The 16,136-nt window shown below is 57.0% G+C and carries 16 protein-coding genes; 9 read left to right on the top strand and 7 right to left on the bottom strand.

The genetic code is table 11. The annotated features are described in order from the left end of the window. Window positions 1-67 precede the first annotated feature (67 nt). Window positions 68-2,254, top strand: a complete 2,187-nt coding sequence (locus tag ABJD00_RS19830) for a hypothetical protein (RefSeq protein ID WP_413831121.1) — start codon at window positions 68-70, stop codon at window positions 2,252-2,254. Between the two features lie 233 nt (window positions 2,255-2,487). Here ABJD00_RS19830 and ABJD00_RS19825 read toward each other — a convergent pair whose 3' ends face one another. The 3 genes from ABJD00_RS19825 to ABJD00_RS19815 all read right to left on the bottom strand — a co-directional run bounded on the left by ABJD00_RS19825 (window position 2,488) and on the right by ABJD00_RS19815 (window position 5,935). Then, a complete protein-coding gene (locus tag ABJD00_RS19825; protein ID WP_413831119.1) occupies window positions 2,488-4,008 on the bottom strand; it encodes a phospholipase D family protein in 1,521 nt (506 codons plus the stop codon). Window positions 4,009-4,415: 407 nt separating this feature from the next. Further along, window positions 4,416-4,631, bottom strand: a complete 216-nt coding sequence (locus tag ABJD00_RS19820; RefSeq protein ID WP_413831117.1) for a DUF2842 domain-containing protein — start codon at window positions 4,629-4,631, stop codon at window positions 4,416-4,418. Window positions 4,632-4,642: 11 nt separating this feature from the next. Continuing rightward, window positions 4,643-5,935, bottom strand: a complete 1,293-nt coding sequence (locus ABJD00_RS19815; protein WP_108837272.1) for an adenylosuccinate synthase — start codon at window positions 5,933-5,935, stop codon at window positions 4,643-4,645. A gap of 169 nt (window positions 5,936-6,104) precedes the next feature. Between ABJD00_RS19815 and ABJD00_RS19810 the strand changes: the two genes are divergently transcribed. Both ABJD00_RS19810 and ABJD00_RS19805 read left to right on the top strand, forming a co-directional pair. Then, window positions 6,105-6,503: a DUF6524 family protein gene (locus ABJD00_RS19810; RefSeq protein WP_413831115.1), complete on the top strand. Its 399-nt coding sequence runs from the start codon at window positions 6,105-6,107 to the stop codon at window positions 6,501-6,503. A gap of 128 nt (window positions 6,504-6,631) precedes the next feature. After that, window positions 6,632-6,829, top strand: coding sequence for a hypothetical protein (locus ABJD00_RS19805; protein ID WP_413831113.1), 198 nt, complete (start codon window positions 6,632-6,634; stop codon window positions 6,827-6,829). A gap of 32 nt (window positions 6,830-6,861) precedes the next feature. Here the strand turns inward: ABJD00_RS19805 and ABJD00_RS19800 are convergent, their stop codons facing one another. The 3 genes from ABJD00_RS19800 to nthA are packed head-to-tail and all read right to left on the bottom strand — an operon-like array spanning window position 6,862 to window position 8,452. Next, window positions 6,862-7,167, bottom strand: a complete 306-nt coding sequence (locus ABJD00_RS19800) for a nitrile hydratase accessory protein (protein ID WP_413831111.1) — start codon at window positions 7,165-7,167, stop codon at window positions 6,862-6,864. Then, a complete protein-coding gene (gene nthB, locus ABJD00_RS19795; RefSeq protein WP_413831109.1) occupies window positions 7,164-7,838 on the bottom strand; it encodes a nitrile hydratase subunit beta in 675 nt (224 codons plus the stop codon). The genes ABJD00_RS19800 and nthB overlap by 4 nt, the downstream gene beginning before the upstream one ends. Further along, window positions 7,835-8,452, bottom strand: a complete 618-nt coding sequence (gene nthA / locus ABJD00_RS19790; protein WP_413831107.1) for a nitrile hydratase subunit alpha — start codon at window positions 8,450-8,452, stop codon at window positions 7,835-7,837. Before nthA ends, nthB begins: the two co-directional genes overlap by 4 nt. Window positions 8,453-8,605: 153 nt before the next feature. On the opposite strand from nthA, the gene secG reads away from it, so the two are divergent. From secG to ABJD00_RS19765, 5 genes are all read left to right on the top strand, one after another. Further along, window positions 8,606-8,968 (top strand): preprotein translocase subunit SecG, encoded by a 363-nt coding sequence (secG, locus tag ABJD00_RS19785; RefSeq protein ID WP_108837013.1) that lies wholly within the window; start codon window positions 8,606-8,608, stop codon window positions 8,966-8,968. 158 nt (window positions 8,969-9,126) lie between these two features. Beyond that, the gene (locus ABJD00_RS19780) at window positions 9,127-10,770 is read left to right on the top strand and encodes a CTP synthase (protein WP_413831104.1); all 1,644 of its coding nucleotides are present in this window, start codon (window positions 9,127-9,129) and stop codon (window positions 10,768-10,770) included. A gap of 100 nt (window positions 10,771-10,870) precedes the next feature. After that, window positions 10,871-11,368, top strand: a complete 498-nt coding sequence (locus ABJD00_RS19775) for a twin-arginine translocation pathway signal (protein WP_413831102.1) — start codon at window positions 10,871-10,873, stop codon at window positions 11,366-11,368. A 27-nt stretch (window positions 11,369-11,395) separates the two neighbouring features. Further along, on the top strand, window positions 11,396-12,004 hold the full coding sequence (locus tag ABJD00_RS19770; RefSeq protein WP_413831100.1) for a ferric reductase-like transmembrane domain-containing protein: 609 nt from the start codon (window positions 11,396-11,398) through the stop codon (window positions 12,002-12,004). Between the two features lie 434 nt (window positions 12,005-12,438). Continuing rightward, window positions 12,439-13,650 (top strand): CAP domain-containing protein, encoded by a 1,212-nt coding sequence (locus ABJD00_RS19765; RefSeq protein WP_413831098.1) that lies wholly within the window; start codon window positions 12,439-12,441, stop codon window positions 13,648-13,650. Window positions 13,651-13,991: 341 nt separating this feature from the next. Here the strand turns inward: ABJD00_RS19765 and ABJD00_RS19760 are convergent, their stop codons facing one another. Beyond that, window positions 13,992-14,699, bottom strand: a complete 708-nt coding sequence (locus ABJD00_RS19760) for a hypothetical protein (RefSeq protein WP_413831096.1) — start codon at window positions 14,697-14,699, stop codon at window positions 13,992-13,994. 660 nt (window positions 14,700-15,359) lie between these two features. On the opposite strand from ABJD00_RS19760, the gene rlmJ reads away from it, so the two are divergent. After that, window positions 15,360-16,133, top strand: a complete 774-nt coding sequence (gene rlmJ / locus ABJD00_RS19755; RefSeq protein WP_413831225.1) for a 23S rRNA (adenine(2030)-N(6))-methyltransferase RlmJ — start codon at window positions 15,360-15,362, stop codon at window positions 16,131-16,133. Window positions 16,134-16,136 lie beyond the last annotated feature (3 nt).

The following is a 16,136-nucleotide window of genomic DNA, read 5'->3' as shown; positions in this document are numbered from 1 at the left end:
TTCGGGCCGCTTTGGTCCGGGATCGTAGCCTACAACCCTCCGCAAACAGGCAGAGGACGAGCATCCGATGACGATGAATAACAAAATTCTGACAGTCTCCTACGGCACCTTTTCGTGTACGCTGGAAGGTTTCGACGACAGCTTTGGCACGATGAAGGCGATAGCGGAGTATTTCCGCGACCTGGCCGCTGACGATCGCTACTTTGGTGCCGAACCACCGGTACCAGACGCCGAGATGCTGACACGCATTGCAGAACGCGAGATTTCCCGCCGCGTCGAAGCGCGCCATCACGATGGCCGCATTGTACTGAGCGCCGCCGACGCCGCAGAGGAAGAGCCCCTGCAAAACGCGGAAGCACATCCTGAGGCAGACGCCCTGCCCGCAGCAACGCCTATTGCCGCGGCAGTTGTCGCCGCAACAGTTGCCGAAGCAAGCGCCGTTGACGAAGCCGAGACAGAGACTCCCGACACCGAAGAAGTGACCGTCGAAAACATCGCGGCTGCTCTCGAAGAGGACCCTGTTCAGGCCGAAGTTCAAGAGGTGGCCGAAGAAGAAAATGCTGTTCTCGAACTGACCGACGCAGACATGGCCCCGGCACCCGAATTCGTTCAGGAAGAAGCCGAAGTAGAGACTGCTGAGGACGATGATCCAAGCCTGTCTGAAGCAGAGGCCTTCTTTGCCGCCTCCGAAGATCAGGTCACCGACGAGTTCGAAGAAGACAGCGAAGAGGCTGTTGAAGCAGAAGCGCCAGAAGCTCCTGCCGAGGACACCATCGCCGCCAAACTGCAACGCATTCGGGCCGTCGTATCTCAAAGTCACTACGACGACGAAGAAGACGAATTGTTCGAAGACGAGCATGCCGAAGACCTGCCATCCGAAGGCGGAGTCAATACTCCGTCCGAAGAGATCGCCGCAGACGAACACGAAACATCCGAAGGCATTGTGGCCGAAGCTGCGCGCGACATCGAGGAAGCGTTCGACATCGATGATGCCGAAACAGTCGCCGAGGAAACCGAAGCGCAGGAACAAGACGAACTCAGCGCTCTTCTTGCCCGGTTTGACGGCGGTGACGCGAACGAAGTCGAAGCGCCGGAGGAAACTGCTATTGCAAAGGTCGACGACGCCGAAGATCAAGACATGGGGCTCGATACACTCGCTGCCCTGATGGCCGCAGACAAGGAACCTGACGATGCCACCGGCGCAGGCGAAAACCTCTTTGACGGCGCAGAAGCTGACGAAGAAGAAGATGTTGCAGCCGAAATGGACGAAAGTGTTGAAGCCGAGGCAGATGACGCTGAAACCGAAGAGGCACCCCGTCGTGCCCGCGTTTTCAAAGTCAAACGCGCCGACATCGACGCAGCCCTTGCCAGCGGCCAGCTTGAACAGGTCGAGGACGAGGCTCCCGAAGAAGAAACCGCTTCAACCCTCTCTGACCACGAAGAGGCCGAATTGCAGGCGGAACTGGCGCAGGTCGAAGCTGAATTCACGGCCGACGACAACGACGCTGGCGAAACCGATGTGAACGCAAACGCGGCAGAAACAGATGTTCTTGAGGACGATGCAGAGCCAGCCATCGCCGCCGAGTCCAAATCACTGGATGTGCAGGACGACGATGTGACCCGCCTGATGGCCGAAGCCGAAAACCAGATGGAAGAGCCCGAAGGCACCAACCGCCGCGACGCCTTTGCCCATCTAAAGGCCGCCGTCCAGGCCAAGAAGGCCGACTCTGGCATCGGCAAGGACTCGATCAAGGATGAGGGCGCCTTCCGCTCTGATCTGGCCGAAGTAGTTAAACCGCGCCGCCCCGAAGTTGGGACCAGCCGCGCCGAACGTCCGGGAACCGCACGCCCCGCCCCACTGAAACTGGTGGCAGAGCAACGCGTTGATGTCGACGCTGCTCCTAAAGGCCCTGTGCGGCCCCGTCGAATTGCCGCCGCCCAGGAGGTCACGCAAGACGGACAAAGCGCTGACAGCTTTGCAGACTATGCCGCGGACCTCGGTGCAAACGACCTGCCCGCGCTTCTGGAAGCTGCCGCGAGCTACCTCAGTTTTGTCGAAGGACAGGACCAGTTCTCGCGTCCACAACTCATGAAGAAAGTGCGCCAGATCGAAAAAGAGGATTTCAGCCGCGAAGACTCTTTGCGCTCCTTCGGTCAGTTGCTGCGCTCCGGCAAGATTGAAAAGATCTCCGGCGGACGCTTTGCTGTCACCAGCGACATAGGCTACCGCCCCGAGCAACGCGCGGCTGGCTAAGACTGAGAACACATCACAAGAGAAAGGCGCCTCTGTTCGGGCGCCTTTTTTGTTTGAACAAGCGCTGCAGAGAAAAGTCTCCCTGCAGGACCTAGCTGCCCTTTATCCTTAATGGGTCAATGACCGGTCTTTGCCCGAAGCGCACACTGGTTAGTTTAGGGCGTAAGACGAATCTGTGGACAGACTTGCCATTTGGCAAAGAGAAAAACCGGGAACAAATGCTCTTCGGCACATCATAACTGGGATCCAATGGGAAGTATTCCCAAGAAACCGGCCCAGATATGCTGCAACAGCGTGCCGCTAGGTTCCTGCCGGTAAAGAGACGTCTTTTTGTCATCTCTCTCTGTCAGCCAGATCATCTGCTGATCCTCTGTCAATTCCACTTTAAATGTATTTCTTGGCAAAGCCGCTTCTAACTGACCAACCGTCCGTTGGGCCAAGCTGGGGGAGTCGATCATTATTCCCATTTCGGTGTTGATCCTCACCGACCGCGGATCCAGATTGAAGGATCCGATAAACAGATATCGGTCGTCGACAGTGAATGCTTTGGTGTGCAGGCCCGAGCGGCTGGTATCCCAATTCACACCCAGTTTGTCGCGCTCCAATGAATCCGGTCGAAGTTCATAAAGTTCGACACCCGCCCGCAGCAGCGCTCTGCGCTTTTTGGCATAGTGCGCATACACCGGCGCGACGTCGTTGGATGCAATAGAGTTGGTGACGACCTCGACATCTACGCCACGTTCTTCCAGTCCAGCAAGCCAGGTCACACCACTGTTGAGCGGTACGAAATAGGCAGAGATGATGTGCACTTCATCCCCGGCATTCTCAAAATATGGCAGAAGTTGCCGCGCAAGAATTTCGTCCTCATCGTGTTCGCGTGCGATTTTTGAAACAGGATCGGCATAAGCCTTTGCTGACACCCACTCCAACTTGAAATTTTCCCGTGCGAAATCAGTGCTGGCGGACCTGATGAGGGCTTCTACAAATTTAGTCTGACGGGCGTCATTTTCCAGTTTCAGAAGGCGTGCTTGCGCCTCTTTCAATGTCAGGTCTTCCGGCTCGCCGACAACGACACGGGCTGGCACTGCAAAACGACTGTTCCAGTATTCATCGAAGCTATCAGAAACTTCGCGGACAACTGGACCTGTCGCAAGAACGTCCAGATCTCTGTAGTTTGTCGTCTGTTTGGCCAGAAAATACTCTGCACCGATGTTTCGACCGCCAACAATGGTAAAGGTATTGTCAAAGGTCATCGACTTGTTGTGCATCCGTCGATTGATCCGTCCAAAGTCAGTCAGGGCGTTCAGGGCTTTCCCTTTTTCCCGCCAGAACGGATTAAAGAGCCTGATTTCTATGTTTGGATGAAGATCAAGCGCGGCGGTCATTGTGTCATAACCGGCCGTGTCCATGTCATCTAAAAGAAGCCGAACACGTACGCCGCGATCTGCGGCCCGAACCAGGCTGGATGCAAACATGTGTCCCGTGGGATCATCGTGCAGAAGATAATACTGCGCATCTATTGTACGCTCGGCTCGTGCAGCCAAAAGAAGCCGCGCGGCAAGAGCCTCCTCGCCGTCGGACAACATGCGAACGCCCGATCGACCATCTTCTGGGTTCCCAAGTGATTTTGAGCGACGAGAAAGATAGCTTTGCGGTGGTTCTGCAAGCGAGCGTGTCACAGTCTTTTCATACTGCCGCACCGAAGGTCCGCATGCCGATAACACGACGCCGACCAGGCCGAACAGCAATGCCAATAAAAGACTTTTGAAGTGTCGCATTGCGAGGAAAGAAAGCGGCTGTCTACGCATAATTACTGCAGGTCTTTCAGCATGAGTTTACCGAACATCGCATTTGCAGCCCCACAAAAAAAGACACTAATGCTTCATACAGCCGAACCGTTTTGGAAAATCTGCGCCAAACGAAATGTTGCAATCGTGGCAGAGCTGGAAACCAGCACTGTGCTATGGGCTCAAAGTTGCCGTTCGCTGCACTCGGGTCTCAGCTCCGAAGTCAGGAACCAGACCGGACTTTGCAAAGCCCGCTTCATGCCCACGCTTCTCTATCGGCCATCAGGCACAATCGATCACAGACTGCTCACTCAAGACTACCTTAGCACGGTCGTCCCTCGCCCCATATACTGCTCAACCCCGCCGAAACCGGGTCACGCGTCCGGGTCAGGCTGTCCAATTCCCTTGAACACAAACTTGAGAGGGAACGCCCAGATTACGCCCAGACCCACATAGATCAACAGCTCCACAAGGATTGATGGGCGCTCGAACGCTGAAACCACGTTCAGTGCCACGATGATATAGAGTGGCAAGGCCACCACCAATATCAGCAGAGCCAGCCGTTTCCGGGTCTTGTAACGCAGCGCCATTGGCACCTCATTCAATCAGCAAAAGGATCGCGGACAAGGATCGTGTCTTCCCGCTCGGGTGAGGTGGAAAGTAGGGCCACTGGGCAATCGATCAACTCTTCGACACGTCGGACGTATTTGATCGCGTTGGCCGGCAGATCGGCCCAACTGCGCGCGCCTTCGGTCGAATCTGACCAGCCCGGCATCTCTTCATAGACAGGTGTGCAGCGGGCCTGTTGATCGGCAGCCGTGGGCAGGTAATCAAGCGTCTTGCCATCAAGCTCGTATCCGACGCAAATCTTGAGCACCTCAAAGCCGTCCAACACATCCAGCTTGGTCAACGAAATACCGTTCACGCCGCTGGTCGCACAGGTCTGGCGCACAAGGCAGGCATCAAACCATCCACAACGGCGCTTACGCCCGGTTGTCGTGCCAAACTCATGTCCCCGTTCGCCCAGACGCTGGCCATCTTCGTCTTCCAACTCGGTTGGAAACGGCCCTTCGCCCACGCGGGTGGTGTAAGCTTTGACGATGCCGAGAACAAAGTCGATGGCCCCAGGACCGACGCCGACACCGGTCGCAGCCTGACCGGCGATGACATTGGACGAAGTCACAAAAGGGTACGTGCCAAAATCAATATCCAAAAGCGCGCCTTGCGCTCCTTCAAACAGAATACGTTTACCTGCGCGGCGGGCCTCGTTCATCGCCTTCCAGACGGGTGCGGCATATTCCAGAATACGCGGCGCAACCTCATTCAGGCTTGCCAGCAGCGCATCCCGGTCCACAGGTGGCAGACCCAGTCCGCGGCGCAATGCGTCGTGGTGCACCAACGCACGATCCACGCGCAACTCAAGTGTGGCCGGATCAGCAAGGTCGGCGACACGCACGACGCGGCGACCGACCTTGTCCTCGTAGGCTGGCCCAATGCCGCGCCCTGTGGTGCCAATTTTGGCGACTGAATTCTGTGCCTCACGAGCGCGATCCAACTCGCCGTGGATCGGCAGAATCAGCGGCGTGTTTTCGGCAATCATCAAAGTCTCAGGCGTAATCTCAACGCCTTGTGCGCGGATCGTTTCGATCTCTTTGAGCAAATGCCACGGATCCAGCACAACCCCATTTCCGATCACACTCAGCTTGCCGCCACGCACCACACCCGATGGCAGCGCATGCAATTTATATACCGTGCCATCGATAACCAGAGTGTGACCCGCATTGTGCCCGCCCTGAAACCTCGCGATCACATCGGCCCGCTCGCTCAGCCAATCGACAATCTTGCCCTTGCCCTCATCGCCCCACTGCGCGCCTACAACCACTACGTTGGCCATGCTGGACCCTTTCTGATGAAACCCGCGCCGGTATAGCGATGCCGCTGGCAGAGGCAAACCGATATCTGACTTTCTTCTTGCCAGAAACACCGAAGCGGAAGGGCTACCAAGCTTGAGCTTGGCGAAATTTCCCGGCATGACGCCGCGACATGGATCAGGAACGCACATCATGACGGGATTTTTCTGGCGCTGGCTCTGTGCGCTCTGCTTGCTGGCAGCGACCTATAATCCGACTGAATTCAACTACGTCCGCTGGGTACTTGAATACGGGTCGATGAACCTATCGATCGCCGTGCTCGTCGGGCTGATACTGGTCGTGGGCTATATCATCTACCTACGCGCGACGCTGCGGTCGATAGGGCCGTTTGGTATGATGTTGGTTTTGGCGTTGGTCTGCGCGATTCTTTGGGTACTCTATGATCTGGGCTTCGTCAGCCTCGACAATCCGGGCTTTAACACCTGGCTTGGCCTGCTCACCCTGTCGGTTGTTCTGGGAATCGGATTGAGTTGGAGCCATGTGCGCCGCGCTCTTTCCGGTCAGGCCGATATGGACGATGTGGACGAGTAGACGCAACCATAAGCGCCTGTTGACAGATGTGGCTGATAGTTGTCACCTGCTTTGACCAGATATAGCTGCATTCTTTGAACGTATTACTTCAGCAACCTGTATCATTAGACAGCAAAAGGGATTGAAATATGTCAAAAAAGTTCGCCTCCGTCGTGTCCGAAGTTATGAAGAAAACGGTCAAGGACGAAAAAGAGTTCAAGGCCATGGAAAGTGAGATGTCTGACAGCAACGAGATGAAATCTATGCTTAAAGAATGGAAAAAAATTACTGAACAAAAGAAAAAATTGCTGAAGGGCATGGAAAAAGAAATCAAAAAAATGAAGTAGCACAAGGAGGTCTGCGTCCAACCGAGCCCGGTCTAAAGCGTGACTGGGAATCCATGTTCAGTACGCAGATACGCTGCCTCCCAAGCTGCTCGCATCGCTTTCACATCTTCTGGAGCAGCGATCTCTTGATCTGCCAAGAGGCTCTCCAGCGTCTCGAGCCAGGCGGAGAAATAGTCGTCTCCGCCATTCAGGTCTCGGGCCAACCCGTGCGTCTTGAGTGTCGCGCTAAACCGCGTCGCCCAGTCCGTCCACGCAAAAACACCAGCCTCGTTAAGATGAACAGTCAGAGCGAACAACTGCGCATGCCACGGGGCCTCGAATGCGGGTTCCGGCCTCATGCCGGTTCCAGATAGCTGTCCCAGACATCAAGGATCACCTCGTCATCGGGATGTTCCGGATGGGCCCAGATGTCGGCTGCGCGTAATGCCACGGCATAAAGGGGTTCCGGCGCTTCGCCCAAGTGGTGGGCATTGCTGTCAGGCAAAACGTGGCTACCATGCATTCGGACGATGTGCGCCTGTGATCCCGCAGCATAGGCAGGTAGACGCGTGTGCCCACCCGGCACTGTCCTGTTCTCGGGGTGTGCGCGCAAACGCACGCGTTCACCCACCGCAAAACGGGGTGCGACATTGCTGGGCCGGTCTGCCGGTCCGCCACGCGCGAGGACACCCGCCACCGCCTCTGCCTTCAGCACTTTTTGTGCCAGCGGGCTGTCTGCCCGCGCCTGCCCTTCGGTCAGTTCCTCTTTGCTCAGCGCGCCGGTTTCGACCAGCAAATCCGCAAGCGCTGCAATCCATTTCTCGTAATAGGCAAAGCGCGCATAGTCCTTTGGGGCAAGCCCTTCACGCGCATGACGCGACACATCGATATTCCACAATCCCAGCGACCCGCAGGCCAACGTCAGAGCCAGAGCGCGTGGATGCCAGTCGGCGTGGAATTTCACGTCTTCAGGTTCCGGGATCACCGGACCGTCGCCAAAACGGCCCCCCATGTCATGGACGCGGGTCATGACGCACCTGCAAGGCCACAGCCAATCATCGAATCCCGGCTGACCAGATCAGCCAAAGCACTTGTATCCAACCCTTCGGTGCCTTCGGGCCTCTGCGGCAGAACAAGATAACGCACTTCAGCGGTCGAATCCCACACTCTTACAGCGCACCCCTCAGGCAAGGTCACGCCAAACTCTGCAAGAACTTTGCGCGGTTCGCGCACGGCACGGGCGCGGTAAGCGTCGGATTTGTACCACCCCGGCGGAATGCCCAGTAGCGGCCAAGGGTAACAGGAACACAGCGTGCAAACGACCATGTTGTGCACAGCGTAGGTGTTTTCCACCACAACCATATGCTCACCCTGACGACCATAAAACCCAAGCTCGGCCAACACTGGGTCGGCATCCTCCAACAACGCCGCCTTAAATTCAGGATCGCTCCATGCGCGCGCGACAACCTCGGCTCCGTTGCGCGGGCCGATACGATTTTCGTAAGTATCGATGATTTCATCCAGTGCAGCAGGGTCAACAAGGCCCTTTTGCGTCAGGATGGTTTCCAGCGCCTTGACCCGCAGCGCAGGGTCCGATGGTAACAAAGAATGAGGGTGGTCGTAGTCTGAATGATCATGGGGCATGGGTCAACTCTGCGCGCTGTTGTTGCGGAAATCCACCCCCAGATGTGCCGCCCGGTCGTCACGTCGTCACATTGGCGCGAAAGGCGACTTGCGGGGCACTGCATTTCTGCATAGATACCCCCAATCGCGCAGCAAAGGCCTTGATCCCCCTCTATGGAAAACGTCGTTCTTATCGTCCACCTGTTCCTCGCGCTCGGCCTGATTGCCGTGGTGCTGATGCAGCGCTCCGAAGGCGGCGGTCTGGGCATGGGCGGCGGCGGTGGTGCAGCCACCGGACGGCCTGCGGGCACGGCTCTGGGCAAAGTGACATGGATTTTGGCCATAGCGTTCATCATCACATCGATCACGCTTACAATCATCGCGGCGCAAAAAGCGGCCGGGACCTCCGTCATAGACCAGCTGGGCATCACGCCACCTGCGCAAAACGCACCAGCCGACGATCTGGTACCGCCCGGTGGCGACCTCTTGCCACCCACATCAGGCGATGATGCACCGCTGGTACCCAGCGCCGACTAACGAAATCTTGAGGGCAAACAACGCGCTACAACATCATGTAGCGCATGTCTTGCCCCCAAGACCCGAATCCTTATATACTGAGGTCCCGTGGGGAACGCTTTTTTAAGCCTCCCGCAAATGGCCTTTTGCCAAACAAGAACCACGGGAGACCCCACCATATGGCGCGCTATATTTTCATCACCGGCGGTGTTGTTTCATCCCTTGGAAAAGGTCTCGCATCAGCGGCTCTTGGAGCATTGCTGCAGGCGCGCGGTTTCTCGGTTCGCCTACGCAAATTGGACCCCTATCTGAACGTCGATCCCGGCACGATGTCGCCCTTTGAACATGGCGAGGTGTTTGTCACCGATGATGGTGCCGAAACCGACCTCGACCTTGGACACTACGAACGTTTCACCGGCGTTGCGGCCCGCAAAACCGATTCCGTGTCTTCGGGGCGCATCTATTCAAACGTCTTGGAAAAGGAACGGCGCGGCGACTACCTCGGCAAAACCATCCAGGTGATCCCGCATGTGACAAACGAAATCAAAGATTTCATCGGGGTTGGGGACGACGAAGTCGATTTCATGCTCTGCGAGATCGGCGGCACCGTGGGCGACATTGAAGGGTTGCCCTTCTTTGAAGCGATCCGCCAGTTCTCTCAGGACAAGCCGCGCGGCCAGTGCATCTTCATGCACCTCACGCTCCTGCCTTTCATCAAAGCCTCTGGGGAGCTGAAAACAAAACCCACCCAGCACTCCGTCAAAGAACTGCGTTCCATCGGGATTGCGCCTGACATTCTTGTCTGCCGCTCCGAAGGGCCGATCCCGGTCAAAGAACGCGAGAAGCTGGCCCTGTTCTGCAACGTGCGCCCCGAGTCGGTGATCGCGGCCCAAGACCTCGACACCATCTACGATGCCCCCCTCGCCTATCACCGCGAAGGCATGGATCAGGCAGTGTTGGACGCGTTCCAAATCTCACCTGCCCCAAAACCCGACCTGACAAAGTGGGAAGACGTCAGCGACCGCATCCACAACGCCGAAGGTGTGGTGAATGTCGCCATCGTCGGCAAATACACTCAGCTTGAAGACGCCTATAAGTCCATTGCCGAGGCGCTGACCCACGGTGGCATGGCCAACCGTGTCCGGGTCAAGGTGGATTGGGTAGACGCCGAACTGTTCGACCGCGAAGACCCCGCGCCCCATCTCGAAGGGTTCCACGCCATCCTCGTGCCCGGCGGATTTGGCGAACGCGGTACCGAAGGTAAAATCAAGGCCGCCGAATTCGCCCGCACCCGCAATGTGCCTTACCTAGGCATCTGTCTGGGCATGCAGATGGCCGTGATTGAGGCCGCGCGCAACGTGGCAGGCCTCAAAACCGCCGGTTCCGAAGAATTTGACCACGAGGCTGGGAAAAAGCGTTTCGAACCCGTCGTTTATCACCTCAAGGAATGGGTGCAGGGCAATCACAAGGTCGAACGCAAAGTGGGCGACGACAAGGGCGGCACCATGCGACTTGGGGCCTATGATGCGGTCCTTACCGAAGGCAGCCGCGCGGCAAACGCCTATCGCACGACCAACATCGACGAACGCCATCGCCACCGCTACGAGGTGGACATCAAATACCGCGACCAACTGGAAAAGGCTGGGCTGAAGTTTTCGGGCATGTCCCCGGATGGGCGCTTGCCCGAGATTGTCGAATGGCCGGATCACCCATGGTTCATCGGCGTGCAGTTCCACCCGGAACTGAAATCAAAACCCTTCGCCCCGCACCCATTGTTCGAAGATTTCGTGCGCGCAGCCAAGGACGTGTCCCGACTGGTCTGACCCCAACCGCCGCCCCCCCCCTTCACGAAGCCGTCATAGCGGTTTATCGTGTGCGTCATGGCCTTACCTTTTGTCTGAACCTTTCAGAGGAGACACGTCCATGACCACCCCCTCGATTGCCCGCCGCACCATGCTTGCCACCGGGGCCGCTGCATTGCTGACCCCCGCTACCGGGCTGCTGCCGGCGGCCGCCGCAAGCGTCAAAGTAACCCCGACGATGCGCGGCGGAGCAAACAACTACCGCCCCGGCGCTCCGATCGTGGATCGCATAGGCGGCGGTGGATTCCTGATGACAGGCAGCGTGCGCCGCGCCGGTGATGGCGCGCCCTTGCCGGGCATGCGCATCCAGATGTGGGCACACACCACCGAAGGACATGAACGCGACAAGCACAGCCACGGGGCTACACTGACGGATGCCGACGGGATCTTTCGGATGGACATGCCGCAGATCGTGCCCGCCTTTGGGCAGGCGCACGGGCATCTGGGCTATGACAATGAATACGGGACAGCCGGCTTCCAAACCGTGTTCCTGCGTCCTTTATTGAGAAAATCGTCCGACACCACGCTGCACGTCGAATTTGTGCTGCAACCCGTCTGATTGACGTTTAATCCTGAAAGTTCGCCCATGCGTACAGCCCTGATCTGGATCGCGCTGGCGCTTGCCCTTAGCGCCCCACTTGTGGCGGCCGGTTTCAGCCCACAACTGCAATGGCGCAGCGGTATCTACATCGCCTCGGGCTTTGCCGGGATTCTGGCCATGGGGCTTTTGCTGATACAGCCACTGCTGGCTGCAGGTGATCTGCCTGCGTCGGGGATGTCGCGCAGCCGCAAGGTACACCGCGCGATCGGGGGGGTCCTGTTTCTGGCCGTTGTTGGGCATATCGCCGGGCTCTGGCTGACCAGTCCGCCAGACGTAATGGACGCTCTGTTGTTCGCTTCACCCACCCCTTTTTCGCACTGGGGCGTGATCGCCATGTGGGCGGTATTCGGCGCTGCGCTGGTGGCCATCTTGCGCCGCCGGATGAATGTGCGGCCCCTGACTTGGCGGCGCGTGCATGTGGGGTTGGCCGTGATCATAGCAATCACCACGGTTGCACATGCGGCACTGATCAACGGCACGATGGAACTGATCACCAAGATTTGTCTGAGTATCCTCGTGCTGACTGCAACCGCGCGGGTGGCCTACCTCACCTGGCGCATGGGAAAAAAACGCAGACCGAGCAGCTCGCGCTGATATCCCTTCGAGCGGGCCAAGCAGGATGATCTGTTGTGCATAACTCGGACAGCATCCTCGGAGAAAAGCGCTGACGCACATCCCAATACCTGTCTGAAAACAGACTACCACTCTCTGCGTTGACCAAGCTTCGCATGATAGGGCAGATCAAAGCGAATTTCCGATTGCGTCCCGGCGACAGGAACATAGAAAAATCACGCGGAAACTTGCCGTACACCGGCGGAATTCCACTCCTTTTTGCGCTTAATTTCAGCCAATTGGAGCACAAAACAGAAAAAAACACCAGAGCGAAACAAGTGTTGCGCAGCTGAAAACCTTTAACCAAGTTCGATACAAATCGCCCTAATTGAGCCTGAATTCAGGCTTTTACATGGTTAACGCTCGATACCTCTTTCGAGTGTCAAATTGGTCTTTGGCTGCAGGAGAAATCGCAGATGCCACCCATTTTGAACCTGATCCTTGTCTTGTTCGGCGGCGGTGCCTTGGCCGCAGCGGGTAGAGGCGGCAGTAGTTCCGCCACCACTGCACCGGCGCAAAACCCAATCGAAACTGATCCGGTGCCCGCGGTCTCGGACGAGAGCGACGATACCCCTCCAGAGGAAGATCCTCCTGCAGCAAGTAATCCGCCACCCACACCTGTCGCTGAAGCGCCGGTTTCGTCAGACGCGCCTGATCTGCCCGATAGTGCCTATGATCTGGATTGGGCGGGTCTGACGGCGCAGGAACAATACATGCTCGAACTCGTGAACCGGGCCCGCCTCGACCCCGAAGCAGAAGAGATACGCACCGGCGACGCGGTAGATTCCGGCGTGTCAACCGCACCAAAGCAGGCGCTCGCTGTCCATCCGATCCTGTCAGCCACCGCAGACAACCATTCCGCGGACATGCTCGATCGCGACTTTTTTGCCCACACCAATCCTGATGGGGATGGCCCGACGGATCGCGCACAGGATGAAGGTTGGTCAGGTCGTGGCGTTTGGGAAAACATCTCGGCCCGGTGGACAAGCGCGGCTTCGGTGTCGGATGAACAAAGCTGGATTGATGAAAGCCACGCAGGTCTGTGGGAATCCGACGGCCACCAGTTTGGAATGCTGCAAGACAGCCATACTGTGGCAGGCATCGGTGTCGATTGGGGCGAGTGGTCCTATCCGGGCCCGACCTACCCTACCGCCATGGTCGTGACAGAAAAGTTCTCGAATGACGACCAAACCTATCTGACAGGGGTCGTGATCGACGATGCCGACAATGATGATTTCTACGACATCGGCGAAGGTCAGGGCGGTGTCCACATCACCGCATGGCAGGGTGAAGACGTCTACACAACATCGACATGGGACTCAGGTGGGTATTCGCTCGCCCTGGACGCTGGCGTCTATAATGTCCGCTTCGAGGGCGGCGATTTGAACACGGCGTATGAGATGGTGGTGAACATCGGCGACGAAAACGTCAAACTGGATGTCTTCGAAAACGATTTGGATATGCCTGTGGTGGCCATGAGCGAAGAAATGTCATCGATCCCGGACGAGGGCACGATCGAAAACCTGTTCCTGTCGGCGGAAGAGTCGCTCGAGATGATCGAGCGCGAAGCAGAGGCCGTGCGCGCCTTTGAAGGTGCGGAAGGCGAAGACGAATTGGTGATGGTGTAAATCACCGCCCCGCGCACGCACGGGCGCAGTATCTCCGCATCGCGGCAGAATCGACGTGCGGACAGCTGGGACGGATACCTCGGATTGGCGTGCCAGAGTGAGACGCCCAATACCGGGTCGAAACCACCGGGACTCGTCTGGACACTTCTCTTGTGAGACGCAGGCGCTGTCGCAAAGTTGCCGCTCGGTTTTGCGTGGTGGCGTTAGAGTCGGGACCTATCAAGCGGCCAGAAGCGGCCATTCTCCATGTCGCAAGCGAACTGCCGTATGGCGGGACGAAGCTGACTTTCGCTGCGGCTGCGCCAATGGCAATTACTCAAAGGGAGACTATTCGAAGGTTTCTATCCAAATAACTTGTCTATGAACTTGATAATAGTATCTGCCCACTTTTGAGCATGTGTTGAAACACTCGACCAATTGACTTGCAATAGATTTTCTTTGAGATTTTGGAGAATTGCGTCGGGAACCTGATCTGGGCCTAGCCCCCCATCATCATCCAGAAAGGCCGAAAGCGATTCTAGAAATGCCTTTGAAGTTCTTACGCGAGAGTCTGCCACATGGGGGTCATTTATGCCTTCGATTTCCCTTCGTAGCCTCAATACTGCATCTTCGAGTTCACGCAGGATGCCGAAACTGTCTGGGTCTTTGGCTAGGTTAGGCCAATCAAGCTTGGCAGTATGACTGTCAGCAAGCCTTATCGAAGTGATTGTGTTCTGGCCTTCCGAAACAGTTGATGGGACTGGGTGTATGACCAAAGATGTTTTAATACCTCTGTGCCGGAAGTGATTAGTTACGGTACCAACCGCCGCAAGCGAAAACGTTCCTTGAAGACTGCTATGGATTTCGACACTTGGCACATCTACTTTGCGTAGTTGTCTAAGAAGGCGTTCAGTATCAAGCGCCTTCTTGTCTTTTTGAACCTCAGCTAGGAGTTGCGCTTCATTTCGAACCGGGGGAGACCAACGCTGCATTAGCATCCCGTCGATCCGCAAGTCTGCATCTTCAACGAGCTTTGATGCATGCTCCCCAAGCGTAGTTTTGAACACCATCTTTCGATCGAACCTACCTTTACCTCTGTAGATATACACAGATAAGCGCGGATACGAGAGCCGGTTTCACAAAGCCGTCATTGGAACGAACCGCCGCATCAGTGCCTTTGGGCACAATCGAGACCTTCGCTGAACGTGCACACTAATCAAGTGAACGGCGCCCCAGCGAAACCCATGCGCGGGATCAAGGCCGTAGGCCGCCGCGCATCGCCGGGCCGCCCCCCGGCACGGCGATTTGGCGAACCTTGACGCGATAGGCCCGCGTCTTGATATCCTTGATCCATAAACCGCTCGGGAATGAGCGTGTCGTCGCCATCCCGCGGCCCGTCGATGCGCGGCTGTTCTCCGTTGTCAGACCGTCACTTTGGACTCATCCCCGCCTTTCGCTGCGGGGCGTGCCAGAAGCTGCTTTATCACCAAACGTCCGCTTTGGGCCTTATGCGTCTGAGACCTTCACGCTTCATTAACCCTGTCGACCGCACGCAGTGTTAACCTTACCTGCGGTGCATCAGCGGTGCACAGGTTGTGCACGCGCGGTGTACGGCCCGTGTATGACCTTTCGGCCCTATTCCACAGGCGTTAACCCACGCTTCGCCGAAGCGCGTGCGCCACATGCCGTTAACCGTTGCGCGTGCGGTCCAATCCGCTACACCGCATCCCATGCTCAGCTATCAGCACATCTACCACGCCGGAAACCTTGCAGACGTGCACAAGCACAGCCTCTTGGCGTGGATGATCGGCTACCTCACGCGCAAGGACAAACCGCTCAGTTACATCGAAACCCATGCTGGCCGCGCGCTTTATGATCTGAGCGCGGATGAAGCGCTGAAAACCGGCGAAGCGGCCCAAGGGATCACGCGCGCCAAGGCGTGGTTTGCCGACAATCACCCCTACATGCGTTCGCTCGCGCAAACCACCGGAACACATGGCGAAACCGCCTATCCAGGTTCGCCTCTCATAGCTGTTCAGATGCTGCGAGAAAACGACACAATCACGCTCGCCGAACTGCACCCCACAGAGCATCTGAACCTCGAACTGGCCCTGCCCACGGCCACCTGCCGCAAGACAGACGGCTTTGCCATGGCCCATTCGATGCTGCCCCCAACGCCGCGTCGGGGTCTCATGCTGATCGATCCCAGCTTTGAGATCAAGGACGACTATCAAACCATTCCAAACCACATCAAAAAATACGACCGGGCTTGGAACGTCGGCATCATCGCCTTGTGGTACCCGATTCTGACATCAGGTGCGCACCATAATATGCTGAAAATATTGGAAAACAACCACCCAGAGGCCTTGCGCAGCGAAGTACGTTTTCCACCCGCGCGACCGGGTCACGGCATGGTCGGCTCCGGCCTCTTTGTCATTCGCCCTCCCTTTGGACTTGCGAGCGAGGCCACAACACTGAAAACTCGCTTTGACACGTTAAAGTGAGGA

It is taken from the genome of Tateyamaria sp. (assembly GCF_039945315.1).
Lineage (GTDB): Bacteria > Pseudomonadota > Alphaproteobacteria > Rhodobacterales > Rhodobacteraceae > Tateyamaria.
This window is presented reverse-complemented; position numbering and strand designations above follow the sequence as displayed.

Coding starts and splice junctions, on each gene's coding strand:
- ABJD00_RS19830 (WP_413831121.1), top strand. CDS start 68: ATGACGATGAATAACAAAATTCTGACAGTCTCCTACGGCACCTTTTCG.
- ABJD00_RS19820 (WP_413831117.1), bottom strand. CDS start 4,631: ATGGCGCTGCGTTACAAGACCCGGAAACGGCTGGCTCTGCTGATATTG.
- ABJD00_RS19815 (WP_108837272.1), bottom strand. CDS start 5,935: ATGGCCAACGTAGTGGTTGTAGGCGCGCAGTGGGGCGATGAGGGCAAG.
- ABJD00_RS19810 (WP_413831115.1), top strand. CDS start 6,105: ATGACGGGATTTTTCTGGCGCTGGCTCTGTGCGCTCTGCTTGCTGGCA.
- ABJD00_RS19805 (WP_413831113.1), top strand. CDS start 6,632: ATGTCAAAAAAGTTCGCCTCCGTCGTGTCCGAAGTTATGAAGAAAACG.
- ABJD00_RS19800 (WP_413831111.1), bottom strand. CDS start 7,167: ATGAGGCCGGAACCCGCATTCGAGGCCCCGTGGCATGCGCAGTTGTTC.
- nthB (WP_413831109.1), bottom strand. CDS start 7,838: ATGACCCGCGTCCATGACATGGGGGGCCGTTTTGGCGACGGTCCGGTG.
- nthA (WP_413831107.1), bottom strand. CDS start 8,452: ATGCCCCATGATCATTCAGACTACGACCACCCTCATTCTTTGTTACCA.
- secG (WP_108837013.1), top strand. CDS start 8,606: ATGGAAAACGTCGTTCTTATCGTCCACCTGTTCCTCGCGCTCGGCCTG.
- ABJD00_RS19780 (WP_413831104.1), top strand. CDS start 9,127: ATGGCGCGCTATATTTTCATCACCGGCGGTGTTGTTTCATCCCTTGGA.
- ABJD00_RS19775 (WP_413831102.1), top strand. CDS start 10,871: ATGACCACCCCCTCGATTGCCCGCCGCACCATGCTTGCCACCGGGGCC.
- ABJD00_RS19770 (WP_413831100.1), top strand. CDS start 11,396: ATGCGTACAGCCCTGATCTGGATCGCGCTGGCGCTTGCCCTTAGCGCC.
- ABJD00_RS19765 (WP_413831098.1), top strand. CDS start 12,439: ATGCCACCCATTTTGAACCTGATCCTTGTCTTGTTCGGCGGCGGTGCC.
- ABJD00_RS19760 (WP_413831096.1), bottom strand. CDS start 14,699: ATGGTGTTCAAAACTACGCTTGGGGAGCATGCATCAAAGCTCGTTGAA.
- rlmJ (WP_413831225.1), top strand. CDS start 15,360: ATGCTCAGCTATCAGCACATCTACCACGCCGGAAACCTTGCAGACGTG.